The organism is Rhodococcus sp. AZ1, assembly GCF_054979605.1.
In genome coordinates, this window is the sequence record NZ_JBUEQF010000010.1 from 105,018 (window position 1) to 129,806 (window position 24,789).

The following is a 24,789-nucleotide window of genomic DNA, read 5'->3' on the forward strand; positions in this document are numbered from 1 at the left end:
TCCGGTGACGGCGTCGGCGGCGATCCCGCGCCCGGCGGTCGATCGCGGGCATCGCTGGCGCGCAAGGTCGCGCTGGTGGTGGCAGTGATGGTGGTGGCGTTCGCGGCGACGATCGTGGTGGTGCGGCTCGAACCCTTCGCCACCCGCACCACCGCGGCCCCGCGCGACCCCGAGCCCGCGCTGTTGGTACCGAAGCCGGGGATGGTCCCGGTGCCGTCCGGCGCCCCCGCCCCGACGGCTGCGGGACTGACGGCGGTGCTCGCGAAGTCGACGGCGAACCCCGACCTCGGGCGGTTCGGCGGCACGGTCGCCGATGCGATCACCGGCCAGGTGCTGTGGTCGGTGGCCGCGGACACCCCGCTCACCCCCGCCTCGACCACCAAGGTCCTCACCGCTGCGGCTGCGCTGATCGCCCTGCCCGCCGATCAGCGGCTGACCACCACGGTGCTGCGCGGCGCGGACGACGGGCAGATCGTGCTGGTGGGCGGCGGCGACCCGACGCTGAGCGCGCAGCCTCCCGGTGCGCCGCAGTTCTACCCGGGCGGCGCCCGTATCAGCGCGCTCGCCGATCAGATTCGCGCGGCGGGGATCGTGCCCACCTCGGTGCTCGTCGACACCGGCAGGTACGGCGGCGAACCGCTGGCCCCGGGGTGGTCGGCTGCGGACATCGGCGGCGGAGACATCGCCCCCATCGAGTCGGTGATGCTCGACGGCGCACGCCTGGACCCGCTGCGGGACGATTCGCCGCGCAGCTCGACACCGGCCCTCGATGCCGGACGGGCACTCGCCGCGGCCCTGGGGGTCGATCCGGGTGCGGTCTCGCTCGGGTCCGCTCCCGGCGGGGCGCCCGTCGTGGCGTCGGTGATGTCGGCGCCGCTGCGCCAGCGTCTGGGTCAGATGCTAGAGCGCTCGGACAACGTGCTGGCCGAGGCGGTCGGGCGGGAGGTGGCAGCTGCGACGCAACGCCCGGGCACGTTCGAGGGCGCCACCGACGCGGTGATCTCGACGCTGAGCACCAACGGGTTCGACCTCGGCGGTGTGACGCTCGAGGACACCAGCGGACTGTCGACGGAGAACCTGATTCCACCGCGCGTTCTCGGCGCGGTGATGACGGCCGCGGCGACGGACGCCGGTCCGACGGCGGCGCTGTCGCCGAAGTTGCGGCCGATGCTGGACTACCTGCCCGTCGCCGGTGCCACGGGCACGCTGGCGCAGCGCTACGACACCGGTGATCGCACGCCGGCGGGCTGGCTGCGGGCCAAGACCGGCACGTTGTCGACGGCCAGCGCCCTGGCCGGCTACGTGGTCAACCTCAGCGGGCGGGTGCTCACCTTCGCCCTGATGTCCAACGATCGTCCTCCGGAGCTGGGTCGACCCGCCCTCGACGCGGTGGCCGGAACCCTGCGCGCCTGCGGGTGCGGCTGAGTGGGGCTGCCTCACGGATCCAGGAAGGCCCTGCACGGATCCGGCAAGGCCCTGCACGTATTCGCATCCCGGGGGACAGTGGAGGGATGAATCCACCCACTGCCGACACCGTCGAGAAGATCGAGCCGCACACCCCGGCGCCGTCGTCGCGACTGGGTGGGGCCGTCGACTGGTCGCTCGCGGCCACCATCGGCGCGCGTCTGGCGCCGTCGCCGCCGCGCATGTCGCGCTACACGGCCGACGGCGTGATCGCCGACCTCACCGAGGCGTCGGTGGCGGTGGAGTTGCCGGTGCGGGAGGTCACCGGCCTGGCCGACGGCCTGCCGGTGCCCGCGGCCCGGGTGCTCAGCCGCGAGGAGTGGGTGCGCGAGGCCGCCGGGTCGATGGGCCATCTGATCAGCGGCGGCAACGACACCGCACCGACGGGGCTGCTCGCCGGAAAACCTGCGGGGGTGCAGGGCGGGCTGATGCTGGCTTACCTGTCGTCGGCGATCCTCGGCCAGTACGACCCCTTCAGCGGGGCGGACGGCACGCTGCTGCTGGTGGCGCCGAACATCGTGGCGGTCGAGCGTGCACTTCGGTTGAACCCCAAGGACTTTCGTACGTGGGTGTGCGCGCACGAGGTGACACACCGGGTGCAGTTCTCCTCGTCGCCGTGGCTCGCCGATCACATGATGGCCAATGTCGCCGCACTCGGTGAGGGTGTCGACGAGCCGCTGTCGGCGGTGCTCGCGCGGGTGACGACGGCTCTGCGCGAGCGCCGGACTCCCGACGCCGGCGGCGGTGGCATCGTGGGCATCCTGCGCGCGACGCAGGCCGAGCCGCAGCGTCGCGCCCTCGACAACCTCCTGGTGCTGGGCACGCTTCTCGAGGGGCACGCCGACCATGTGATGGATGCGGTGGGCCCCGCCGTCGTGCCGACCGTCTCGGACATCCGCGCGGCCTTCGACCAGCGTCGGGCGCGACGGGCGAGCCCACTGCAGCGCGTCGTGAAGGCACTGCTGGGGATGGACGCGAAGCTGGCGCAGTACGTGCGCGGAAAGGCGTTCGTCGACGCCGTGGTGGGCACGGTGGGCATGGCGCAGTTCAATGCCGTGTGGACCGACGCCGACACTCTGCCGCGACCGGAGGAGATCGCCGAACCCGATCGGTGGATCGCCCGCGTGCTCGGCTGAGCATGCCGCCCCCGCCCGCACAGCCGCAGACCCTGCCGGAGACGCCGGCCGTCCTCGAGATTCGCCGTGCCGTGCGGAACTGGCTGCGCCACAACGGTTCCGACGCGGTGACGGTGGCGCTCTCGGGCGGTGCGGATTCGCTGGCGCTGACCGCGGCGGCGGTGGCGGAGGTGGCCTCGGTGCGCGCGGTGGTGGTCGATCATCGGTTGCAGGACGGCTCGGCGGAGGTGGCGTCGGCCGCGGCGGCGCGCGCGATGGACCTCGGGTGCGCGGGCGCGGAGGTGGTGGCCGTGGACGTGGCCGGTCCGGGCGGACCGGAGGCCGCGGCCCGCACCGCGCGCTACCGGGTGCTGCGCGCGATGCCGGGGCCGATCCTGCTCGGGCACACCCTCGACGATCAGGCCGAGACGGTGCTGCTCGGACTCGGCCGCGGCTCCGGCCCGCGCTCGATCCAGGGCATGGCCGCCCACGATCCGCCCTGGGGTCGACCGCTGCTGGGGGTGCGCCGGGCGACCACGCGGGCGATGTGCGCCGATCTCGGTGTGAGCGCCTGGGACGACCCGCACAACCACGACCCGGCGTACACCCGGGTGCGCCTGCGCCGCGAAGTGCTGCCGCTGCTCGAGGATGTTCTCGCCGGTGGGGTGGCCGAGGCGCTCGCCCGCACCGCGACGCAGCTGCGCGAGGACGGGGCCGTGCTCGATGCCCTCGCCGAGCAGGCTCTCTCCACCGCCCGGTCCGACGACGACCCCGCTGCGCTCGAGGCCGAGCGCCTGGTCGATCTCGCCCCCGCGGTGCGCCGACGGGCGCTGCGGGCGTGGCTTCTCGGCGGCGGGGCGGAGCAGGTGAGCGAACCGGTTCTGCGGGCCGTCGACGACCTGGTGGGCCGCTGGCGGGGTCAGGGCGAGGTGGCGGTGGGTCGCTGTGGGCCGGGTGTGCGGTTGGTGGCCCGTCGGCGGCATGGAAAGCTGACTCTCGAAGCAGGCCGGGTCCGATAGAACCGGACCGAGCACAGTGTGAAGGGAACGCAACTCGTGTACGAGGGCGACATCGCATCGATCCTGATCTCGCAGGAGCGGATTCAGGATCGCATCGTGGAGTTGGCGGCCGAGGTGGCCGAGCGCTACCCCGAGGGCTCCGATCGCGGCGACCTGGTGCTGGTGGGTGTGCTCAAGGGCGCGATCATGTTCATGACCGACTTCGCGCGGGCGCTGCCGATCCCCACGCAGCTCGAGTTCATGGCGGTGAGCTCGTACGGGTCGTCGACGTCGAGCTCCGGTGTGGTGCGGATCCTCAAGGACCTCGACCGCGACATCAACGGCCGCAACGTGCTGATCGTCGAGGACATCATCGATTCCGGCCTGACCCTGTCGTGGCTCAAGCGCAACCTGGCGACGCGTCAGCCCGCCTCGCTCGAGGTGGTCACGCTGCTGCGCAAACCCGAGGCGGTGAAGGTGGACGTCGAGGTGCGCAACGTGGGCTTCGACATTCCCGACGAGTTCGTCGTCGGCTACGGGTTGGACTACGACGAGCGCTACCGCGACCTGCCGTACATCGGCACGCTCGATCCCACGGTGTACGGCGGCTGAGGTGCGTACGCCGAGTACGGCGACCGAGATCGCCGAGGCCGTACGGGCCGGTCGACGCAACCCCGTCGAGGTGGTCGGGGAGGCGATCGCCCGCATCGAGGAGCTGGACGGGCAGATCGGCGCGTTCGTCTCCGTCGACCGTGAGCGTGCCCTGGCCGACGCGCGGGCGCTGGTCGGGCGAGAAGATCTGGGTGAGTTACCGCTGGCCGGGGTGCCCGTGGCGATCAAGGACAATCTCCCCGTCGCCGGTGAGGTGTTGCGGGAGGGTTGCGCGGCCCTGCCGAACGTCCCGGCCCCGGCAGATCATCGCGTCGTCGCACAACTGCGGGTGGCGGGTGCGGTGGTGGTGGGTCTGACGGCTGTGCCGGAGATGTGCGTGTTCGCCACCACCGATGTGCCCGGTCGCATCACCCGGAACCCGTGGAATCGCGCGCTGACACCGGGCGGATCCTCGGGCGGCGCGGCGGCGGCCGTCGCGTCGGGCATGGTGCCCATTGCGCACGCCGCCGACGGGATGGGCTCGATCCGCGGGCCCGCCGCCTGTTGCGGCCTGGTGGGTATCAAGCCGGGACTGGGTGTGGTTCCCGCCGATCTCGGGGTGGACTCGTGGGCGGGGATGAGCGAGAACGGCCCGGTGGCCACCACGGTTGCCGACGCGGCGCTGATGCTGTCGGTGATGGCCGGCGATCCCGGGTTGGCAGGTGTGGGTGACCCCGGCTCGCTGCGCATCGGCCTGAGCACCACCAGCCCGGCCATCACCTCGCCCGCCGACCGCTGGTTCGCCGGGGTCACCCGCGAGGTGGGCCAGCTGTTCACCGACGCCGGCCACAAGGTCTCGACGGTGTCGATGCCGTACCCGGTGAGCCCGGTGGTGCAGCTCGGTCGGTGGTTTTCCGGCGTCGCGACGGACACCGCCGGCCTCGACCGCTCGGCCCTGCTCCCGCGGACGCGTCGTCACGCGGCGATCGGGCGGGCCCTGCAGCGTACCGGCGTGATACGGCAGGCCCAGCGCGACCGGCTGCGGACGCGGATGCTGCGCCGGTTCGAGACCGTCGACGTGGTGCTCACCCCCGCTCTGGCGCGCCCCCCGATCGAGGCGGCCGCGTGGAGCGAGCGCGGGTGGTTGCCCAACATCGCCTCGAACATTCGCTACGCGCCGTTCAATTCGGTGTGGAATCTGCTGGGCTGGCCTGCGATGAGCGTGCCCGCGGGGATGCACCCGGTGTCGGGGACGCCGCTGGCCGTTCAGCTGGCGGGCCCACCCGGGTCGGAATCGACGCTGCTGGCCCTGGCAGCGCGCATCGAGGCCGATCGTCCGTGGCCACGTTGTGCTCCGAAAAACGGGTGACGAGTTCGCAGCAGTGGGAACACCGGCACCCGGTCGGTGCGTTGGAGGGGAGTCGGGCACTGCTGCGCGACACCTGCGCTGCGGCGCCTCGAACTGCCTATCACGGTAGCCTGGGGCGTCCGATGCGCAGCCGGAACACACGAACACCCACTTGAGGGCGACGCTTGATGAACCGCAAGACCGTATTTCGTAACCTGGCGATAGTTGCCGTGATCCTGCTGGTGATCTTCGGATTCAGCTACTTCGGCAACAGCACGCGCGGGTGGACGAACGTCGACACCTCGGTGGCGGTGGCGCAGCTCGACGCCAGGAACGTCACCAAGGCGCAGATCGACGACCGCGAGCAGCAGATTCGCCTCACCCTCAAGGCGGCCAACGACGCCACCAAGGGGCAGACCCAGATCATCGCCAAGTACCCGGGCTCGGTGTCCTCGACCATCTACGACAAGGTCACCGCCGCCGGCGTGGAGAGCTACAACACCACCGTCACCAGCGAGAGCTGGTTCTCGTCGATCCTGCTGTTCATCCTGCCGATGGTGCTGATCCTCGGGTTGTTCCTGTTCCTCACCGCGCGCATGCAGGGCGGTGGTCGCGGCGGCGTCATGGGCTTCGGCCGATCGAAAGCCAAGCAGCTGGGTAAGGACATGCCCACCACCACCTTCGCCGACGTCGCCGGGGCCGACGAGGCCGTGGAGGAGCTCTTCGAGATCAAGGACTTCCTGCAGAACCCCGCCCGCTACCAGGCCTTGGGCGCGAAGATCCCGCGCGGCGTGCTGCTGTACGGGCCGCCCGGAACGGGCAAGACGCTGCTCGCCCGCGCGGTGGCCGGCGAGGCCGGGGTGCCGTTCTTCACCATCTCCGGGTCCGATTTCGTCGAGATGTTCGTCGGTGTCGGTGCCTCGCGTGTGCGTGATCTGTTCGAGCAGGCCAAGCAGAACAGCCCCTGCATCATCTTCGTCGACGAGATCGACGCCGTCGGCCGCCAGCGCGGCGCCGGGCTCGGCGGCGGGCACGACGAGCGTGAGCAGACCCTCAACCAGCTGCTGGTGGAGATGGACGGCTTCGGTGACCGCCAGGGCGTGATCCTCATCGCCGCGACCAACCGCCCCGACATCCTCGACCCGGCGCTGCTGCGTCCGGGACGCTTCGACCGGCAGATCCCGGTCTCGGCTCCCGACCTCGCCGGACGCCGGGCCATCCTGCGGGTGCATGCGCAGGGCAAGCCGATCGCCAACGACGCCGACCTCGAAGGCCTGGCCAAGCGCACCGTCGGAATGTCCGGTGCGGACCTGGCCAACGTGATCAACGAGGCCGCCCTGCTGACCGCGCGCGAGAACGGCGCGGTGATCACCGAGGCGGCCCTCGAGGAATCGGTGGACCGCGTGATCGGCGGCCCCCGCCGCAAGAGCCGCATCATCAGCGAGCACGAGCGCAAGATCACCGCGTACCACGAGGGCGGCCACACCCTCGCCGCCTGGGCGATGCCGGACATCGAGCCCATCTACAAGGTCACCATCCTCGCGCGCGGCCGCACCGGCGGGCACGCGATGACGGTGCCCGAGGACGACAAAGGTCTGCTCACCCGCTCGGAGATGATCGCTCGCCTGGTGATGGCCATGGGTGGCCGCGCCGCCGAGGAGTTGGTCTTCCACGAGCCCACCACCGGCGCGTCGTCGGACATCGATCAGGCCACCAAGATCGCCCGCGCGATGGTCACCGAGTACGGCATGAGTTCCAAGCTCGGTGCGGTGCGCTACGGCCAGGAGCAGGGCGATCCGTTCCTGGGCCGCTCGATGGGTGTGCAGTCGGACTACTCGCACGAGGTGGCTCGCGAGATCGACGCCGAGGTGCGCAACCTCATCGAGGCCGCGCACACCGAGGCGTGGTCGATTCTCGACGAGTACCGCGACGTGCTCGATCAGCTCGCCTCCGAACTTCTCGAGCGCGAGACCCTCACCCGCAAGGATCTGGAGAAGATCTTCACCGGGGTGACCAAGCGCCCGCGCATCACCGCCTTCAACGATTTCGGTGGGCGTACGCCGTCGAGCAAGCCGCCGGTGAAGACCCCGCGCGAGCTGGCCGCCGAGCGCGGCGAGCCGTGGCCCCCGGTCGAGATGGTCAAGGAGCCCACCTACGCCGGTGGCCAGGCCCAGAACGGTCAGAACGGTCACGCCCAGAACGGTCACGCCCAGAACGGTCACGCCCAGAACGGTCACGCCCAGAACGGGTACGGCTCCAATGGTTACGGCCAGAACGGGCACGGGCAGAACGGGTATGCGCCCAACGGCCAGGGTCGTGTCGGCTACGGCGGCCACCCGGGCTACGGCGAGCACCCGTCGGCACCGGGTTACCCGGCGCCCGGCTACCCCTCGGAACCCGGCTACGGCAACCCACCGACGCCCGGCTACGGCAACCCGCAACAGGGCCCCTCGTACGACCCGCGGGGCGGATACCCCGGTGGTCCCGGGACGGGTCCGTTGCCGGCCGGTCAGCCGCCGCGCGCCACGCTGCCCGACTACGGGGCACCGGCCGGCTGGTCCGCTCCCGGGTGGCCGCCGCGAGATGCACCGGGCACCGGCGGGTTCCGCGAGACGCCGCCGAGCGGTCCGCGTCACGCCGAGCCGGAACCCCCCGCCGAGCACCGGCCGGAGGGCTCCTGGAAGGCTCCCGACGGTGACGGCGGCGAGGCCACCGCACGGTGGGAGCGTCCGGACAGCGACCGCTGACCGACTCCTGCCGCTACAACCGCGGGGCAGCGCTGCCCCCTTCGTGAAAGGCTGCACAGCCGTGACGGTCAATGACATCGACACTTCCGCCGACCCGGTCTCGGTGAGCTCGGGCACCGCCTTCGATCAGGTTCGCGCGGAAGCTGCGGTGCGGGAGCTGCTCATCGCGGTCGGGGAGGACCCGGATCGAGAAGGGTTGCAGGACACTCCGGCTCGCGTCGCGCGGGCGTACCGCGAGGTGTTCGGTGGACTGTTCACCGACCCCGACGAGGTGCTCAACACCACCTTCGACGAGTCGCACCAGGAGCTGGTGATGGTGCGCGACATCCCGATGTACTCCACGTGCGAGCATCACCTGGTCTCGTTCCACGGCGTCGCACACGTGGGTTACATCCCCGGCCCCACCGGCCGGGTGACAGGCCTGTCGAAGCTGGCGCGCGTGGTCGACCTGTACGCCAAGCGCCCGCAGGTCCAGGAGCGTCTGACACGGCAGATCGCCGACGCCATCGACCGCAAACTCGAGCCCCGCGGCACCATCGTGGTGATCGAGGCCGAGCACCTGTGCATGGCGATGCGCGGTATTCGCAAGCCCGGCGCGTCCACCACCACGTCCGCGGTGCGCGGGCTGTTCCAGACCAGCGCCGTGTCCCGATCCGAAGCGCTGGACCTCATCCTCCGCAAGTGAACGCCCGCACGTGATCCCCCGCGACCTCCCCGAGCCGGGGCGACCGGTGGTGATGGGCGTGGTGAACGTGACGGCCGATTCGTTCTCCGACGGCGGCCGCTACCTCGACGTCGGCGCCGCAGTCGACCACGGTCTCGAGCTTCATCGGCTGGGAGTCGACATCGTGGACGTCGGTGGTGAGTCCACCCGGCCCGGCGCTCAGCGCGTCGACCCGTCCGTGGAGGCGGGGCGCGTGGTGCCGGTGATCTCGGCGCTCGCGGCCGCGGGCATCACCGTCAGCGTGGACACCATGCGATCGGACGTCGCCGTCGCCGCCGTCGAGGCGGGGGCGAGCATCGTCAACGACGTCTCCGGTGGGCGCGCCGACGCGGACATGGCGCGGGTGGTCGCCGACGCCGGGGTGCCGTGGATCCTCATGCACTGGCGCTCGAATCTGGACTACGTGCACACCGGGGGCGCCGCCGCCTACGACGACGTGGTGGTCGACGTGCGGCGTGAACTCGGTGAGCAGGTGGATCGGGCGGTGGCCGCGGGTGTGGCACCCGAGCGCATCGCGGTCGATCCGGGACTGGGTTTCGCCAAGAACGCCGCGCACAACTGGGCTCTGCTGCGCGGGCTGGAATCGCTGGTGGCCGATGGTGTGCCGGTGCTGGTGGGCGCGTCGCGCAAGCGGTTCCTCGGTGAGCTCCTCGCCGCGCCCGACGGTACGCCCCGACCGACCGACGGCCGGGAGATCGCCACCGCGGTGATCTCCGCGCTCGCCGCCCGGGCGGGTGCCTGGGGTGTGCGGGTGCACGACGTGGCGGCGACCCTCGACGCTCTCGCGGTGGTGCGAGCATGGAACGGAGAATCAGGTGTCTGATCGAATCGAGTTGCGCGGGTTGACAGTTCGTGGCAATCACGGGGTGTTCGACCACGAGAAGCGCGACGGCCAGGACTTCGTCGTCGACATCGTGGTGTGGATGGACCTCGCTCGCGCCGCGGCGTCGGACAACCTCGTCGACACCCTGCACTACGGCGAACTCGCCGAGGCGGCGGCGGCGATCATCGCCGGACCCTCGCGCGATCTCATCGAGACCGTGGCCGTCGAGATCGCCGAGGGGGTGCTCACCGACCCGCGGGTGCAGCGCTGCGAGGTGACCCTGCACAAGCCGTCGGCGCCGATCCCGCTGACGTTCGGCGATGTGGCCGTGGTGGTCACCCGCACCGCCGCCGGGGTCGCCGAGTGAGGGCGATCCTGTCGATCGGGTCCAACATCGGCGACAGCGCCGGGTTCCTGCAGTCGGTTCTCGACGATCTGGGGGCTGCGGCCACGGCGGTGTCGTCGGTGTACGCCACCGCGCCGTGGGGTGGGGTGGAGCAGCAGGACTTTCTCAACGCGGCCGTCGCCGTGGACCACCCCGACCTGGACGGGTGGGGGTGGTTGGCCCGCGGGCAGGCGCTCGAGGCCGCGGCCCATCGCCGACGCGTCGTGCGGTGGGGGCCGCGCAGCCTGGACGTCGATGTGGTGGTGGTGCGCGGCGCCGACGGCTCGGATGTGCGCAGCGATCATCCCGACCTTCTGCTGCCGCATCCGCGAGCGCACGAGCGGGCGTTCGTGCTGATCCCGTGGCTCGAGCTCGAGCCGGACGGCGTACTCGACATCGGCGCGGGTGCGGTGCCGCTGACCGAGCACCTGGCTGCGCTGCCGGGCGCCGAGCGCGACGGTGTGCGCCGCACCGACGTGGTGCTCCGCCGCACCGACGGGCCCCTGCGCGATGGCCCGACGCCCGGTGACGTGCCGTGACGCAGGGTGAGATGCAGTGACGTCGATCAGGATTCGCGATCTGCTGGGTATCGCCGTGGTTGCTGTGGTGGCCACCTATGTTCTGGTGCGCACGTTCTACGGATCGCTGCCACCCATCCCCACCCTGGTGGGGACGTCGCTGCTGGTGTTGGCGGTGGGGCTGGCGGCCCTGGGTTTCGTGGTGCGCGAACGGGTGAAGCATCGACGCATCGGCAACGGCCCCGGGCTGCTGCACCCGATCATGGTGGCGCGGTACTGGGCGCTGGCCCGCGCGTCGGCCACCGTGGGTGCGGCGGTCTCGGGGGTGTGGGTGGGGTACCTGCTGTACCTGCTGCCCGAGCGGTCGACCCTGCGGGCGGCGGCCGAGGACACCGGCGGTGTGGTGGTGGGGTTGGTGTCGTCGGTGGCGTTGGTGGCGGCGGCGCTGTGGCTCGAACACTGCTGCCGAACCCCGGACGACGACCTCGAATCCGACTCCGATCCACACGCCGACCCGGCGCTGTGAGCCCGGTGACCCGCTGGTCCACGGCGCGTCGGAGAGCGTCGGGTCAGCGATGAGCAGGGCCGAAGCCGTTACCCTGGACCCCATGACCGAGCAGGGCCGACCTCGCGGCGGGCGCCGTGGTGCCCGCGGCGGGACCCAGACCCTGGTGGCCGCTGTGCTGTTCCTGGCCGTCGTCTCGAGCGTGATTCTGCTGGTGACGGACCGCGTGGTGTGGTTGCGTGTGGGCATCGTGGTGGCCGCCTGGGCTGCTGTCCTGGGTGCGATGGCCAGCACCAAGTATCGACGCGAATCGGCCACCAGCGCCACGCGCGCCCGCGATCTGCAAACGGTGTACGAACTGCAGCTCGAGCGTGAGATCGCGGCTCGGCGCGAGTACGAGCTCGGTGTCGAGGCGCGGGTGCGCAGCGAGGTCGGCGCCGAGGTGGACGACATTCGGGCGTTGCGAGCCGAACTCGCCGCTCTGCGCCGCAACCTCGAGGTGCTTTTCGACGGCACCATCGCCGAGGACCGCGCGGCCCTCGCCGGTGAGGCGGCCCGCATGCCCGAGCTCGCCGAACGGGGCCACTCCGGGTTCACGCCGGCGCCGTCGGGGCTGTACGTGCCGGAATCCGCGGCCGCGTCGAGTGGTCGCGCACCCTTCGCCACCCCGTACGACGCGCCGATCACCGCCGAGACCTCGGTGATCCACGGCGAGTTCGACGACACCGGGGCCTTCCACCACTCGCGCCCCACGCTGCGCCCCGAGCCTGTTGTGCGCCCGGTACCGCGGCCCGCGCCGGATCCGGTGATCGTCGCGCCCGAGCCGGTGATCGCGGTGGCGCCCGAACCCCAGATCTTCGGTGAGCCGCCGGTGCCCGAACCCGGCTACGCGCCGCGACCGATGTACGACCCGGTGCCCGTGTACCAGGCCGAGCCGGTGTTCGAGCCGGAGCCGGTGCACGAGCCGGTGCACGAGCACGAGCCCGATCCGGCGCCGACCTTCCAGCCGGCGCCGACCTTCCAGCCGGAGGCGGTGTACGAGCCTGCGGCCGTCTACACCGCCGATCCGATGCCGACCTACCAGCCGGAGCCGGTGTACCAGGCCCCTGCGCCACCCGAGCCCGAGCCTGAACCCGCACCCGAGCCCGTGTCGCGCCACGCGCGTCGGCGCGCGCAGGAGAGCGAGCCGGCGGCGGCGGGTGCGCATTCGAGTGGCCGCTCGGTGGCCGAGATCATGGCCGAGCTGGCCGCAGCGTCGGCGGGCGAGTCCCAGGGCGGGCGGCGTCGCCGCCGCGAGTGACCTGGCCCACGCACCGTGGCGCCCGGTGTGGGCACCCCGCTACTGTGTGCTCGAACGTCCGGTACCCGCTGCGCGGGACTGGAACGACCGAGAGGACAACGGTGACCTCCACCGATTTCCCGGGCACCAGTACGCCCGATCCCGCTCCCGCCCGGCTGTCCGTCGGTGTGGTCTCCGCCGGCCGTGTGGGCACGGCGGTCGGTGAGGCCCTCGAGCGCGTCGGGCACGTGGTGTTCGGGGTGGCCGCGGTGTCGTCGGCGTCGCGTCTGCGCGCCGAGCAGCGCCTACCCGACGCGGCCGTGATGGCCGTCCCCGATATCGCCGCCCGCAGCGAACTGCTGGTGTTGGCCGTGCCCGACACCGAACTGGCGGCGCTGATCACAGGTCTGGCCGCCACCGACGCGGTGCGCCCGGGCACCCTGGTGTTGCACACCGCGGGCGCGCACGGGGTGGGCATCCTGGCCCCGCTGACCGAGCGCGGCGCGGTGCCGCTGGCCGTGCACCCGGCGATGACGTTCTCCGGCCGCCCCGAGGACACCCCACGCATGGCCAACGCGTGCTTCGGCGTCACCGCCGCCGACGAGATCGGATACGCCATCGCCCAGGCCCTGGTGCTGGAGATGGGCGGCGAGCCGGTGCGTGTGCGTGAGGACGCCCGCACGCTCTACCACGCAGCGTTGGCGCACGGGGCCAACCACCTGGTGACCGTGGTGTCCGATGCGCTCGATGCCCTGCGGGCGGCGCTGGCCCACCAGGAGTTGCTGGGCCAGGAGACCGTGGGCGACTCCCCGGGCGGGGTGGCCTCGCGGGTGCTCGAGCCGCTGCTCTCGGCTGCGCTGGACAACGTGCTGCGCCGCGGACGATCGGCGCTCACCGGGCCCGTCGCGCGCGGCGACGTGCAGGCCGTCGAGCGTCACCTCGATGCGCTGGTGGAGGTCGATCCCCGCATCGCCGCCGGCTACCGGGCGTTGTCGCTGCGCACCGCCGAGCAGGCCCGCTCCACCCCCGAGATGCTCACCATGCTCCGCGACTGGGAGGTGCGGCAGTGACCGGGACACCCCAGCCGACCTCGGTACCCCAGCCGACCTTCACGCCCGGCTCGTTGACGGTGCTGCACTCACCCGACGAGGTGGCCGCCGTGGGTCGCGCCCTGCGTGCCACCGGTCGCACCGTGGCGCTGGTGCCCACCATGGGCGCCCTGCATGCCGGTCACATTCGACTGGTGGAGATGGCGCGTCGGCGCGGTGCGACGGTGGTGGTCTCGATCTTCGTCAACCCGCTGCAGTTCGCGGCGGGGGAGGACCTCGACGCCTACCCCCGCACTCTCGACGCCGACGTGGAACTGTTGCGCGCCGCGGGGGTGGAGGTGGTGTTCGCGCCGTCGGCCGCCGCGATGTACCCGGCCGGTCCGCGCACCACCATCCACCCCGGGCCGGTCGGGCAGATCCTCGAAGGAGCATCGCGCCCAACCCATTTCGCAGGGATGCTCACGGTGGTGGCCAAGCTGCTGAGCATCGTGGGGCCGCACGTGGCGTTCTTCGGCGAGAAGGACTACCAGCAGTTGGTGCTGATCGATCAGATGGTGCGCGATCTGAACCTCGGGGTGGAGATCGTGGGGGTGCCCACCGTGCGTGAAGCCGACGGGTTGGCGCTGTCGTCGCGCAACCGCTACCTCGACCCGCAGCAGCGGGAGCTGGCCACCACCCTCTCGGCGGCGCTGGCCGCCGGTGCCCACGCCGGATCCGGCGGTGCCGCAGCAGTTCTCGCGGCGGCACGTGCGGTGCTCGATGCCGCGCCGGGTATCGCCGTCGACTACCTCGAGCTGCGCGGGCCCGGCCTCGGCGAGGTGCCCGCCGAAGGTGACGCGCGTCTGCTCGTCGCCGCGCGGATCGGCACCACCCGCCTGATCGACAACGTAGGTGTTCTCCTCTCCACCGACACTCGGGAGTCCTGACCATGTTTCGCACCATGATGAAGTCCAAGATCCATCGGGCCACGGTTACCCATGCGGACCTGCACTACGTGGGGTCGGTGACCATCGATCAGAACCTGCTCGATGCCGCGGACCTGCTCGAGGGGGAGCAGGTGACCATCGTCGACATCGACAACGGCGCCCGCCTCGAAACCTACGTGATCGCGGGGGAGCGCGGCAGCGGCGTGGTCGGGATCAACGGCGCCGCAGCGCATCTGGTGCATCCCGGTGACCTGGTGATCATCATCGCCTACGGCATCATGTCCGAGGCCGAGGTGCGCGAGTACGCCCCGCGCGTGGTGTTCGTCGACGCCGACAACCGCATCGAGGAACTGGGCGTGGACCCCGCCCGCGCCCCCGAGGGGTCCGGCCTGCTGGATCCCCGCACGGTTGCGATGTCCCGATAGTGCTGCTCACCGTCGACGTTCGCAACACCAACATCGTCCTGGGAGTCTTCACCGGCTCCGGCGATCACGCCGAACTCAAGCGTGTGTGGCGCATGCGCACCGACGCCGCGATGACGGCCGACGAGTTGGCGTTGACCTTCCGCGGGCTGCTCGGCGGCGACGCCGAGACCATCACCGGCGTCGCCGCGCTGTCGACGGTGCCGTCGGTGCTGCGGCAGGTGCGCACCATGCTCACCCGCGACTGGGGGCATGTGCCGCACGTGGTGGTCGAGCCGGGCGTACGCACGGGTGTGCCGCTGCTGGTGGACAATCCGAAGGAGGTGGGGGCAGACCGCATCGTCAACAGCCTCGCCGCCTTCCACTTCTACGACGCCCCGTGCATCGTCGTCGATTTCGGCACCTCGACCTGTGTGGACGTGGTGTCGGCGAAGGGCGAGTTCCTGGGCGGGTCCATCGCCCCCGGCGTGGAGATCTCCATGGACGCGTTGGCTTCCCGCTCGGCGGCGCTGCGCAAGGTGGAGCTGGCGCGCCCGCGGGCTGTGCTGGGCAAGAACACCGTCGAGGCCATGCAGTCGGGTGCGGTGTTCGGCTTCGCCGGGCTCGTCGACGGCATCGTCACCCACATTCGCGCCGAGGTGCCTGGCTTCTCCGGCCGCGAGGTGGTGGTGGTGGCGACGGGCGACTCCGCGCCGTTGATCATGACCGAATCGGCCACGATCGAACGGCACGAACCCGACCTCACGCTCGAAGGTTTGCGGCTGGTGTACGAGCGAAACCAGGCGCGCAGGCGGTAGCTCACGGGGTCTAGCCCCAGGCGCCGTAGTTGTAGGTGGGTTGGCCCACGGTCTCGCCCAGCACGCCGCAGGGGGTGTCCGGGTAGAAGGTGTGCATCAGGGCGCTCCGGGGGAACTCCGCGATCTGGATCCCGCCGTCGTAGTAGCCGCGATTGCCGTCCCTCGGGGGATACCAGAACTGCAGGTACGCCCTTCCGCTGAAGGCGTCCACGTGGTCCCCGCCTGCGTACCTCAGCCCGAGGAACATCAGCCGTGACGGGTTCTTCCTCACGTCGTAGTTCTCGTAGCAGTACAGCAGGAACGGCTTGCCGTCGTCTGCTCGAGCGGGGTGTGCAGCCAGTGTCGAGCCGGTCAGAACGGCGGCGCCGGCGACAATCGTGGCCGCGATGCGGGTGAGCTTGTTGGGCATGGGTGTCCCCTCGGACGATGTGAACGCTGATGGTGTGGCGTCTTCGCTCGGTTTCCACGTGCGCCGGGTCTGAGCCTTCGACGGTTGGCGTGGCCTGTCAATTCGTTAGCCGAAAGATCAGACGTGATTCATCCCATGTTTAAATCGCACGAGCGTGGTGGTGGTCCGTGGGTCGTCGCGCTTGCTTCTCCAACGCGGTGAGCATGACCAGGTCGATGGGACGCGCATCCTGGACCACCTGCGGTCCCTCGCCGAGAACGCCGAACAGTTCCTGGGCGGCGATGCGCGACAGCGGTCGAGCTCAATCGGCTGAGCGACGAGCTGGGATTGCCGTGAGGTGCCGTTCGGGCGTGTGATCCGCGGATGGTGACACCCACCAGACCCAGCGTGTGTGCTCGTCGCGCCTGACGAAGTGTGGCTGACTGTCCGAGATAGGTGGTACAACACTTCTGACCCAAGCGGCGCAGCAGGTTGCCCGTCTGTTGCCTTCTTCAGGGCCCAACCATCCGCCCACGTGTGGAATCCGATGCTGCTGCGGTTCGTCGGAGGCGGGGTTCCACGAGACGAAGGACATCGCATGAAGCTGGTATACCTCCACGGCGTTGGTGAAGGCGACGTGGACCGCGGATGGTTCACTGGGCTGAATGAAGGTCTGGCAGCTCAGAAGCTGCCCTTGATCGGCGAGGACGCCATCATTGCCCCGCAGTACGCCAACATCTTGTCCTCGTCCGACGCGTATGTCGACGTACCTAGGCCTACTCCGCAAACCGACAAAGCAGATATATCAGCGGCGCGCGCCCAGTTCCTGAATCGGCAGATCGAGGCCGCGAGAGCTGTAGGTGCCGATCCGTCCGTGCAGAGCCTCGGGTTCCCGCTTCTGGACATGGACCCACCGGAATGGGCACTCGGCGCACTGAAGGGGGTCCTGCCAGAGAAGCTTCTTGCAAACGAAGTTGACCAGATCAAGGCCTATGTCCATAACAAGGGTATCCGGGGAGCCGTCCTTCAACGCGTCCTATCCGAGTTGCCGGTGAGGGGAGAGATCGTCATCGTCGGCCACAGCTTGGGCAGCGTCGTAACAGTGGACCTCATCAGCCGACTACCCAAGGACATCACGGTGCAACGCGTCGTCACCATCGGGAGTCCGGCCAATGCGAAGTATTTCACAGCGTCTCGACGAGAGCTGATCGGCAACTTTCCGTACACGTCGACGAACTCTTGGCTCAACTTCTTCAGTCCTCGTGACCCGGTGACACGTGCACGCGGCCTCGCAGGCGTCATCGCCGACGTGCAGGATTTCCGCGTCGACATCGGCAAGGCCGGCCACAGTTCGAGGCTTTACCTTCGGAACAAGGCCGTGGCCCGTGCGGTAGGGACCGCGTTCCATCAGACACCTGTGACACCTCGCCGTACAAGCCGAGTGACGACTGCGTTGACCGATGATCTGGCGGCACTGATCCTGGAGCTGCACTTTCGCTACGCCGTCTGCGCCCAGATCGCCGACAGAAAGGTCCAGGCACGCTATACCGAGGCGGTGCGAAGCAAGCGTGCCGATCTGGTCGCACAGATCTGGGATGCGGATTCCAAAGGAATTCCCATGCCGCGCGAATTCCACAAGCTGGCGGAAGGGGAAACGCCCGATATCCCCGATTACTGGTCGCCAGCGCGACTGACCGAGCAGCTCACCATCCTCGCGTTGAGCGACCTCGTTGCTCCATTTGAGATCGATATCAGTGATGCTGGATTGAAAGCAATCGTCCACATTTCGAAAAAAGTCGGTGTGACGAAAGAATTCGCCATCGAGTTGCAAGACATCATTCGCGGATTCAACGAGACAATCACCAGGACGACCAAACCCGGGGCGAACTGGGGTCGGATAGCCTTCGCGGCTGCTGGAGTCGCGGTCATCGCGATCGCGCCGTACAGCTTGGTTGCACTCGCCCCTGTGGGCGCAGCCGGCGCTGCGGCCCTCACCGGCGGCTTGGCCGCACTCGGCCCCGGCGGGATGGTCGGGGGTCTCGCGACGCTCGGCGGCATCGCAGGAGCCGGCGCTGCAATTACCACCGCAGCCGCCGTCGGCGGACGCATAGATGGTGCCCGCCGCAATTCGGGGCAGCTTTTGCTCGCATGCGCCGTCGCGTATGCGCAGCGGAGCCTCGCGCAGGACTACGACGAGGGCATCTGGCGTAAGGCATCTGCGTTCGCAGCTGAACTGTCGGCACAGGTGAACACTGTGGAGGCGATCAGCGATCCCAAGTCGCGATCGCTTTCTGCGCTGATCGCCGAACGGGATCTCGCACAGAATTTGGTCGCTTTCCTCGAGGGCAATGGTCTGGCTCCGGCGGATGGGCAGGAACTCGATTTCGAGCCCAAGAAGCATTCAACGGTGACCAAGATAGGCGCCCGCCTGGTGAAGTGATGTCGGCGCCCTCCCGTCAAGCCTGCGCTTAGGCGGTCGAAAGGTGTCGCAGCACAACGAGACCAGCGCGATTCGCAGCCAACCTGGCCGCAGCTACGCCTGATAGGGATATGGTTGCTCTCATCCCCGGTCGCGACGGCAGATCAGAAAGTTGAATGTGACTTCGATAGACGACTCAGCCCCCGCCTCAGGCTCGGTGTTGCTCATTCGCGATGAGGAATGGCTGGTCACCCGCGCCGAACGGGCTAGTGACGGCGAGTGGTTCGTGACCGTTCAGGGCTTGTCCGAACTCGTCCGCGACACGTCCGCGACGTTCTCGACCGCGTTGGACGAGATTCAACTACTCGATCCCGCCGAGGCGCAGGTGGTGGGCGATGATTCGCCCGGGCACCGGCGCTCACGGCTCTGGCTCGAGGCGATGGCCCGCAAGACGGCGGTGCCCATCACGGATCCGAACCTGACCGTGGCCACCCGCGGTTTGGCGGACAGCCTGCCGTATCAGCTCGCCGCCGTGCGCAAGGCGCTGGCGCCCGACAACCTGCGCCCTCGCATCCTGCTCGCCGACGCCGTCGGGCTCGGCAAGACTCTCGAGATCGGGATGATTCTGGCCGAGCTGGTTCGGCGTGGTCGCGGCGACCGCATTTTGATCGTCACACCCCGCCACGTCCTCGAGCAGATGCAGTTCGAGATGTGGACGCGGTTCGCGTTGCCGTTCGTCAGGCTCGACTCACTGGGGATTCAGCGGATTCGCCAGAAGCTCCCCGGAAATCGAAACCCGTTCGCGCACTTCACCCGCGTCATCATTTCGATCGACACGCTCAAGAGCGACCGCTACGTCAGCCATCTGCGCAAACAGCACTGGGACGCCGTGGTCATCGACGAAAGCCACAACGTCACGGGCGCCTCTCAGAACAATCGCCTCGCCCGCCTGTTGTCCACTCGCACCGACGCGTTGATCCTGGCTTCGGCAACCCCGCACAACGGCCGCAAAGAGTCCTTCGCCGAGTTGATCCGCATGCTCGAGCCCAGCGCCGTCACGCCCAGCGGTGACCTGGTCGAGGAGGAGGTGCGGCGCCTGGTCATCCGCCGCCACCGGCACAGCCCGGAGGTGGCCGGCTACGTGGGAGGCGACTGGGCAGAGCGGCTCCCCCCGGACAACCAGGTGATCGCGGCCTCGGCCATCGAGAACGAGATCGCCCGGGAACTCGACGAGGTGTGGCTGCGCCCGTCCACGGGGAAAAGTCCGTACTCGGGCGCGAATTCGTCGCTGTTCCCGTGGACGCTGGTCAAGGCATTCCTGTCATCCCCCGCCGCGCTTGAGGCATCGGCGTCCGAGCGGCGTAAGCGCCTGGGGACCAATCTCACCGCCGCGCAGGAGACTGAGAAGGCGGCGCTCGTTCGGTTGGAGGAATTGGCTCGGCGAGGCCTGGTGGAGCCGACCGCGAAATACGATGCCCTGCGCGCACACCTCACCGATATCGGGGTCGGGAAGGGCTCACCGATGCGCGCTGTGGTGTTCGCCGAGCGTGTCCCCACACTCCACTTTCTGCGCGAGAAGCTGCGCAAGGACTTCCGGTTCGCCGCGAACGAGGTGGCGGTGCTGCATGGCGGGCTGACCGACACCGAACAGCAGGCGGTGGTGGAGTCCTTCAAGGTGCAGTCCTCACCGATCCGGGTGCTCGTGACGGGCGATGTCGCCTCCGAGGGAGTCAACCTACATCTGCAGTGCCACAACCTGATTCACTACGACATACCCTGGTCACTGATCAGGATTCAGCAGCGCAACGGCCGTGTGGATCGGTACGGGCAGAAGCACCCTCCGCGCATCACCACCCTGCTCCTCGATCCCGATGTGGAGAACTCGCTGGGTGATCTGCGAGTTCTGACGCGCTTGATGGAGCGCGAGCACGAGGCACACAAGGCCCTCGGTGACTCCGCGTCGCTGATGGGCAAGCACGATGTCAAGACCGAGGAGGACGAGATCCGCAAGGTCCTCGCCGGGCAGCAGAGCTTCGACGAGACGGTCAAGGAGGTCCGTCAGGTAGGCGCGGGGGACAGCTTCGACGATCTGTTCGCGCGGTTGCTGGGTGGTGCGGACGAGGGCGCCGGCCGGGCGGTGGACGATGGCCCGTCCACGGTGTACGCGAGCGAGCTCGATTTTCTCGCCGACACCCTCAACGAGGTGTTGGAGACGCCCGGGCTTCCGTGGCCGGACGGTGTGTCGTGGAAGGACGAGCCGACGCACCAGATCGCCGATCTCACGCCATCACCCGATCTGCGCAAGCGCCTCGAGGTCCTCCCGCAGTCCTACATCACCGACCGGGGCGTCACGGACCGGCTACGGCTTGCAACCACGCTGAGCCGGGGGCAGGCGTCACTCGATGCTGCACGGGGCGCCGGGGAGCACACCCTGTGGCCGGAGGCCCATTACCTCTCACCGCTGCATCCGGTTGTCGAGTGGGCTGCGGACCGTGCCCTCGCGAAGCTGGGACGCAATCAGGTGTTTGCGGTGCACGGTCCGGTCGACGAGGTGGCGGCGCTCCTGCACGGCACGCTGAGCAACCGCCGCGGCCAGGTTGTGGCGTCCTCGTTTCTGCTGACGAGGTTCGTCGGGGGCGCGCCCGACCGGCTGGCGATCAGCGAGCCGCATCCGACTCTGCGTAGTGCGCTCGAGGCCCTCGGTATTGCGCGCAACCACGTCAATTCCGGTGCTCCCGCCGACCTCGAGGACCTGACGGCCTATGTCGGGCCCGCGGTTCGCGCGGCCCGCGAGACACTCACCGCGGTGGTCGATGCCGCAGAGAAGGACACCCGTGCCCGCGTGCAGGCGTGGGCGGATCGGGTGACAAGGTGGGACGACGAGGCCGATGCGCTGGTGCAGCGAACCGAGATCCGAGAGCGACGCTCGCTGGTGGTCGGGGAGAAAGAGATCGCCGAGTCGCTGCTGCCTGATCAGCGGCTGGTTCGCCCGCTTCTTGTGGTGGTTCCGAAGGGAGGCGCTCAGTGAGCGCGAGCGATGCAATTCTGATCGGCGAGGGCTGGATCAGCGAGCACTACTTCACCACCGACGCCACCCGCCAGTCGTTCAAGGCCCGGGTGCTCGCGCGGCGCAAGATCTGGGAGGAACAGAAGGACACCGGATCGGTCCGCTCGCGCTTCACCGCTGTCCGCGGATCGCTACTGTCCCGGCTCGCGTCGCTGGACGACAACCCCGACCTCGCCACGGAGGTCCGCAAAGACCTGGTGGATGTTCTCGGCTACACCGCGCTCGGTCTGAGCACCGTGGTCGCGGGGCCGGTGACCACCGTCCGGCAGGTGAGCCTCGCCGGCGGACCCGCCGTGGCGGTGGTCGCGGCGGTCCCGGTGGGGACGGCCGACGACCTGTTGGAGAAGGATGTCGCCACCCTCGCCGAGCCGTACGACGTGGACGAGTCGACGCAGATCGTGGCGGTCTCGCGGCTGCTCTCTGCTCTGTTCGTCACTGACGACGGACCGGACTTCGCGCTGGTGCTGGCGGGTCGGATCGCGCTGGTTGCCGAGCGTGAACGCTGGCCCGAGGGCCGGTACCTGGCCATCGACCTCCAACTCGTCGGCGAACGCAACGACGACAAGAAGGGCGGCGAGATCGACACGGCCCTGGCCTGTCTGTCGGCCGAGTCGCTTGCACCGGACGCCGAGGGCAACATCTGGTGGCACTCGGTGCTCGGGGAGTCCATCAACCACACCGTCGGTGTCTCCCAGGACCTGCGCGAGGGTGTGCGGCTATCCATCGAGATCATCGCCAACGATGTGGTGACCCGCCGAGCCGCCCGTGGTCTGGCCCCGCTGCCGGGTGAGCAGGCGCAGCCACTGGCCATCCACTCTCTGCGCTTTCTCTACCGAATCCTGTTCCTGCTCTACGCCGAGTCGTCGCCCGAGCTGGGCGTGCTGCCCACGGGCGCATCCGAGTACGAGCAGGGCTACAGCTTGGATCGGCTGCGCGACCTCATTCAGATCCCGCTCACCTCCCCGCAGGCGGAAACCGGCTCGCACCTATACGACTCCCTGGCCGTGCTGTTCAGGCTGGTCGACCGCGGTTATGCGCCCACCGAGTCCGAAGAGGACGAGGGATTGCTCGAGGCGCTCACGTTCCGGCCGCTGCGGGCCGACCTGTTCCGCCCGGCCGCCACAGCCCTCATCGACGAGGTCAAGCTGGGTAACGCTGAACTTCAGCGGGTGCTCCAGCACCTGTTGCTGAGCAAGGAGAAGCGGGGCAGCGATCGCGGGTTCATCTCGTACGCCGAGCTCGGCATCAACCAGCTCGGCGCTGTCTACGAGGGGCTGATGTCCTACACAGGACGTTTCGCCGACACCGATCTCTACGAGGTGGCGAAAGGCGGTGACGGGTCGAAGGGCTCGTGGCTGGTCCCCGTCGACCGTGCAGCCGGGATAGACGACAAGGACTTCGTCCGCCACGAGGACCCCATCACCAGCGAGCGCAAGCCGGTGTTGCATACGCGCGGCTCGTTCGTGTTCCGCCTCGCCGGGCGTGAGCGTCAACAGTCTGCGTCGTACTACACGCCGGAGGTGCTGACGAAATTCACGGTGGGCCAAGCCCTCGAAGAGCTGTTGGACCAGGACGGCGCGACCACCTCGGCCGGAGAAATCCTGAACATGACGGTATGTGAGCCCGCGCTGGGATCGGGAGCATTCGCCATCGAGGCGGTGCGGCAACTGGCGGCCGAGTACCTCAACCGACGCCAGGACGAGGTGGGTGAGCGCATCGACCCCGAGGGGTATCCCAAGGAACTGCAAAAGGTTAAGGCGTACCTCGCCCTCCACAACGTCTACGGAGTCGACCTCAACTCCACAGCAGTCGAATTGGCCGAAATCTCGCTGTGGCTCGACACGATGATGGAAGGGCTGCAGGCACCCTGGTTCGGCCTGCATCTGCGCCGGGGTAACTCGCTCATCGGTGCACGGCACGCCGTCTACCCCCGCTTCCTGGTGGAGAAGAAAAGGGGTTGGCTCAAGGCAGTCCCGAACGACCTGTCGCTCAGCGACATTCCCGCTGATGTGCGTGAAGGGAGGGACGGCGCGGCCAGCGGCGGCATCCACCACTTCCTGCTTCCGGCCGAGGGGTGGGGCTCGGCGATCAACGCCAAGGAGGCCAAAGAACTTGCGCCCGAGGAGCTGCAGAAGTTGAAGCAGTGGCGCAAGCAGGTGCTGGTACAGCCAACCAAGGCGCAAGTGGACACCCTGGTGGGGCTCGGCAGGCGTGTGGAGGTGCTCTGGCAACTCGTCTGGCGCCGGCTGTCGATCGCGGAGAGTGAGATTCGCCGTTCCATCGCGCTGTGGGGGGCTGAGGATCTGCCCGTGGGCGGTGCGGTGACCCGTGAGCAGATCGAACAGAGCCTCGCCGATCCGAACGGTGCGTACCGCCGTCTCCGCCGGGTGATGGACGCCTGGTGTGCCCTCTGGTTCTGGCCGCTCACCGAGGAGACTGCACCTCCGTCCTTCGATGAATGGATCGAGACCCTCCAGCAGCTCTTGGGTCGCGTCGGCAACGTCAGGAAGCAACCGCTGGGGCAACTCTCACTTGCTTCCGCCGCGAACTGGAAGGACCTCGGTATCGCCGAGGAGAGCGACCTCGGTTTCGCCATGGTGAGCGACGTGGCCAAGGTGCTCGACGAGCACCCGTGGCTCGCGGCGGCAGAGCGGGTGGCTGCGCAGCAGGGCTTCTTCCACTGGGAGCTGGACTTCGCCCCCGTGTTCTCCCGAGGCGGCTTCGACCTGCAGGTCGGAAATCCCCCGTGGGTGCGGCCGCGATCTGACGTCGAGGCCCTGCTTGCGGAGGGTGATCCCTGGTGGCAGCTGAAGTCCAAGTCGACCGCAAGGGAGGACGCCGCACACCGCAGGCTCGCCCTCGACGCTCCTGGCGTCGCAACCCTGGTACGTGAGGCCAATGGTGAAGTAGCAGCGACCGCCGCGTTCCTTGGCAGCGAAGTCGTGTATCCAGCAACGGCTGGGTTGGCGCCCGACTTATACCGCAGCTTCATGTCTCAAACCTGGGCCCATGCCAAATCGACAGGTTCGGTCGGTCTCATCCACCCCGAAACCCACTTCACCGACGAGAAGGCAGGCCCGCTACGCTCGACCACCTACCGCCGTCTGCGCAGGCACTGGCAGTTCATCAACGAACTCAAGCTTTTCGAGATCGACAACCACGTTACCTACGGAATTCATGTCTACTCGGACGACCGAGGGCGAGTTTCCTTCCTACAGGCGACA

At 69.1% G+C, this 24,789-nt stretch carries 20 protein-coding genes; 19 read left to right on the forward strand and 1 reads right to left on the reverse strand.

What is annotated here, in order from left to right:
- Nucleotides 1-87 precede the first annotated feature (87 nt).
- The 16 genes from dacB (at nt 88) to ACY48E_RS13685 (ending at nt 15,691) form a co-directional block, all read left to right on the forward strand.
- Nucleotides 88-1,425, forward strand: a complete 1,338-nt coding sequence (gene dacB, locus ACY48E_RS13610; protein WP_462872771.1) for a D-alanyl-D-alanine carboxypeptidase/D-alanyl-D-alanine endopeptidase — start codon at nt 88-90, stop codon at nt 1,423-1,425.
- Nucleotides 1,426-1,511: 86 nt separating this feature from the next.
- Nucleotides 1,512-2,600, forward strand: a complete 1,089-nt coding sequence (locus ACY48E_RS13615; RefSeq protein ID WP_462872740.1) for a zinc-dependent metalloprotease — start codon at nt 1,512-1,514, stop codon at nt 2,598-2,600.
- Nucleotides 2,601-2,602: 2 nt separating this feature from the next.
- The gene (tilS, locus tag ACY48E_RS13620; protein ID WP_462872741.1) at nt 2,603-3,598 is read left to right on the forward strand and encodes a tRNA lysidine(34) synthetase TilS; all 996 of its coding nucleotides are present in this window, start codon (nt 2,603-2,605) and stop codon (nt 3,596-3,598) included.
- 36 nt (nt 3,599-3,634) lie between these two features.
- Nucleotides 3,635-4,189, forward strand: a complete 555-nt coding sequence (gene hpt, locus ACY48E_RS13625) for a hypoxanthine phosphoribosyltransferase (RefSeq protein ID WP_462872772.1) — start codon at nt 3,635-3,637, stop codon at nt 4,187-4,189.
- 1 nt (nt 4,190) lies between these two features.
- Entirely contained in the window at nt 4,191-5,537 is a 1,347-nt protein-coding gene (locus tag ACY48E_RS13630) for an amidase (RefSeq protein ID WP_462872742.1), read from the forward strand.
- Between the two features lie 167 nt (nt 5,538-5,704).
- Nucleotides 5,705-8,263: an ATP-dependent zinc metalloprotease FtsH gene (gene ftsH, locus ACY48E_RS13635; protein ID WP_462872743.1), complete on the forward strand. Its 2,559-nt coding sequence runs from the start codon at nt 5,705-5,707 to the stop codon at nt 8,261-8,263.
- Nucleotides 8,264-8,324: 61 nt separating this feature from the next.
- Nucleotides 8,325-8,948, forward strand: a complete 624-nt coding sequence (folE, locus tag ACY48E_RS13640) for a GTP cyclohydrolase I FolE (RefSeq protein WP_462872745.1) — start codon at nt 8,325-8,327, stop codon at nt 8,946-8,948.
- 52 nt (nt 8,949-9,000) lie between these two features.
- Nucleotides 9,001-9,810, forward strand: coding sequence for a dihydropteroate synthase (gene folP / locus ACY48E_RS13645; RefSeq protein WP_462872773.1), 810 nt, complete (start codon nt 9,001-9,003; stop codon nt 9,808-9,810).
- A complete protein-coding gene (gene folB / locus ACY48E_RS13650; protein ID WP_462872746.1) occupies nt 9,803-10,177 on the forward strand; it encodes a dihydroneopterin aldolase in 375 nt (124 codons plus the stop codon). The genes folP and folB overlap by 8 nt, the downstream gene beginning before the upstream one ends.
- On the forward strand, nt 10,174-10,734 hold the full coding sequence (gene folK, locus ACY48E_RS13655; RefSeq protein ID WP_462872747.1) for a 2-amino-4-hydroxy-6-hydroxymethyldihydropteridine diphosphokinase: 561 nt from the start codon (nt 10,174-10,176) through the stop codon (nt 10,732-10,734). Before folB ends, folK begins: the two co-directional genes overlap by 4 nt.
- A gap of 16 nt (nt 10,735-10,750) precedes the next feature.
- Nucleotides 10,751-11,239, forward strand: coding sequence for a DUF3180 domain-containing protein (locus ACY48E_RS13660; RefSeq protein ID WP_462872748.1), 489 nt, complete (start codon nt 10,751-10,753; stop codon nt 11,237-11,239).
- An 82-nt stretch (nt 11,240-11,321) separates the two neighbouring features.
- On the forward strand, nt 11,322-12,518 hold the full coding sequence (locus tag ACY48E_RS13665) for a DUF6779 domain-containing protein (protein ID WP_462872749.1): 1,197 nt from the start codon (nt 11,322-11,324) through the stop codon (nt 12,516-12,518).
- Nucleotides 12,519-12,619: 101 nt separating this feature from the next.
- Nucleotides 12,620-13,567 carry a Rossmann-like and DUF2520 domain-containing protein gene (locus tag ACY48E_RS13670; RefSeq protein WP_462872751.1) on the forward strand — a complete coding sequence of 316 codons (948 nt, stop codon included), beginning with the start codon at nt 12,620-12,622 and terminating at the stop codon, nt 13,565-13,567.
- A complete protein-coding gene (gene panC, locus ACY48E_RS13675) occupies nt 13,564-14,472 on the forward strand; it encodes a pantoate--beta-alanine ligase (protein ID WP_462872752.1) in 909 nt (302 codons plus the stop codon). The genes ACY48E_RS13670 and panC overlap by 4 nt, the downstream gene beginning before the upstream one ends.
- 2 nt (nt 14,473-14,474) lie before the next feature.
- Entirely contained in the window at nt 14,475-14,897 is a 423-nt protein-coding gene (panD, locus tag ACY48E_RS13680; protein WP_462872753.1) for an aspartate 1-decarboxylase, read from the forward strand.
- Nucleotides 14,897-15,691, forward strand: coding sequence for a type III pantothenate kinase (locus tag ACY48E_RS13685; RefSeq protein WP_462872754.1), 795 nt, complete (start codon nt 14,897-14,899; stop codon nt 15,689-15,691). Before panD ends, ACY48E_RS13685 begins: the two co-directional genes overlap by 1 nt.
- Nucleotides 15,692-15,701: 10 nt before the next feature.
- Here the strand turns inward: ACY48E_RS13685 and ACY48E_RS13690 are convergent, their stop codons facing one another.
- The gene (locus tag ACY48E_RS13690; RefSeq protein ID WP_462872755.1) at nt 15,702-16,100 is read right to left on the reverse strand and encodes a hypothetical protein; all 399 of its coding nucleotides are present in this window, start codon (nt 16,098-16,100) and stop codon (nt 15,702-15,704) included.
- A 577-nt stretch (nt 16,101-16,677) separates the two neighbouring features.
- Between ACY48E_RS13690 and ACY48E_RS13695 the strand changes: the two genes are divergently transcribed.
- The 3 genes from ACY48E_RS13695 to ACY48E_RS13705 all read left to right on the forward strand — a co-directional run.
- A complete protein-coding gene (locus ACY48E_RS13695; protein WP_462872756.1) occupies nt 16,678-18,519 on the forward strand; it encodes an alpha/beta hydrolase family protein in 1,842 nt (613 codons plus the stop codon).
- Nucleotides 18,520-18,784: 265 nt separating this feature from the next.
- Nucleotides 18,785-21,526, forward strand: a complete 2,742-nt coding sequence (locus tag ACY48E_RS13700; RefSeq protein ID WP_462872757.1) for a helicase-related protein — start codon at nt 18,785-18,787, stop codon at nt 21,524-21,526.
- Nucleotides 21,523-24,789 (forward strand): class I SAM-dependent DNA methyltransferase (locus ACY48E_RS13705; protein WP_462872758.1); only part of this gene is annotated, 3,267 nt, incomplete at its 3' end. The genes ACY48E_RS13700 and ACY48E_RS13705, both read left to right, overlap by 4 nt.

What these genes read in the sequence shown, in the direction of transcription:
- ftsH (WP_462872743.1), top strand. Translation starts at nt 5,705, where the DNA reads ATGAACCGCAAGACCGTATTTCGTAACCTGGCGATAGTTGCCGTGATC.
- tilS (WP_462872741.1), top strand. Translation starts at nt 2,603, where the DNA reads ATGCCGCCCCCGCCCGCACAGCCGCAGACCCTGCCGGAGACGCCGGCC.
- ACY48E_RS13665 (WP_462872749.1), top strand. Translation starts at nt 11,322, where the DNA reads ATGACCGAGCAGGGCCGACCTCGCGGCGGGCGCCGTGGTGCCCGCGGC.
- folP (WP_462872773.1), top strand. Translation starts at nt 9,001, where the DNA reads ATGGGCGTGGTGAACGTGACGGCCGATTCGTTCTCCGACGGCGGCCGC.
- ACY48E_RS13615 (WP_462872740.1), top strand. Translation starts at nt 1,512, where the DNA reads ATGAATCCACCCACTGCCGACACCGTCGAGAAGATCGAGCCGCACACC.
- panD (WP_462872753.1), top strand. Translation starts at nt 14,475, where the DNA reads ATGTTTCGCACCATGATGAAGTCCAAGATCCATCGGGCCACGGTTACC.
- ACY48E_RS13695 (WP_462872756.1), top strand. Translation starts at nt 16,678, where the DNA reads ATGAAGCTGGTATACCTCCACGGCGTTGGTGAAGGCGACGTGGACCGC.
- ACY48E_RS13690 (WP_462872755.1), bottom strand. Translation starts at nt 16,100, where the DNA reads ATGCCCAACAAGCTCACCCGCATCGCGGCCACGATTGTCGCCGGCGCC.
- dacB (WP_462872771.1), top strand. Translation starts at nt 88, where the DNA reads ATGGTGGTGGCGTTCGCGGCGACGATCGTGGTGGTGCGGCTCGAACCC.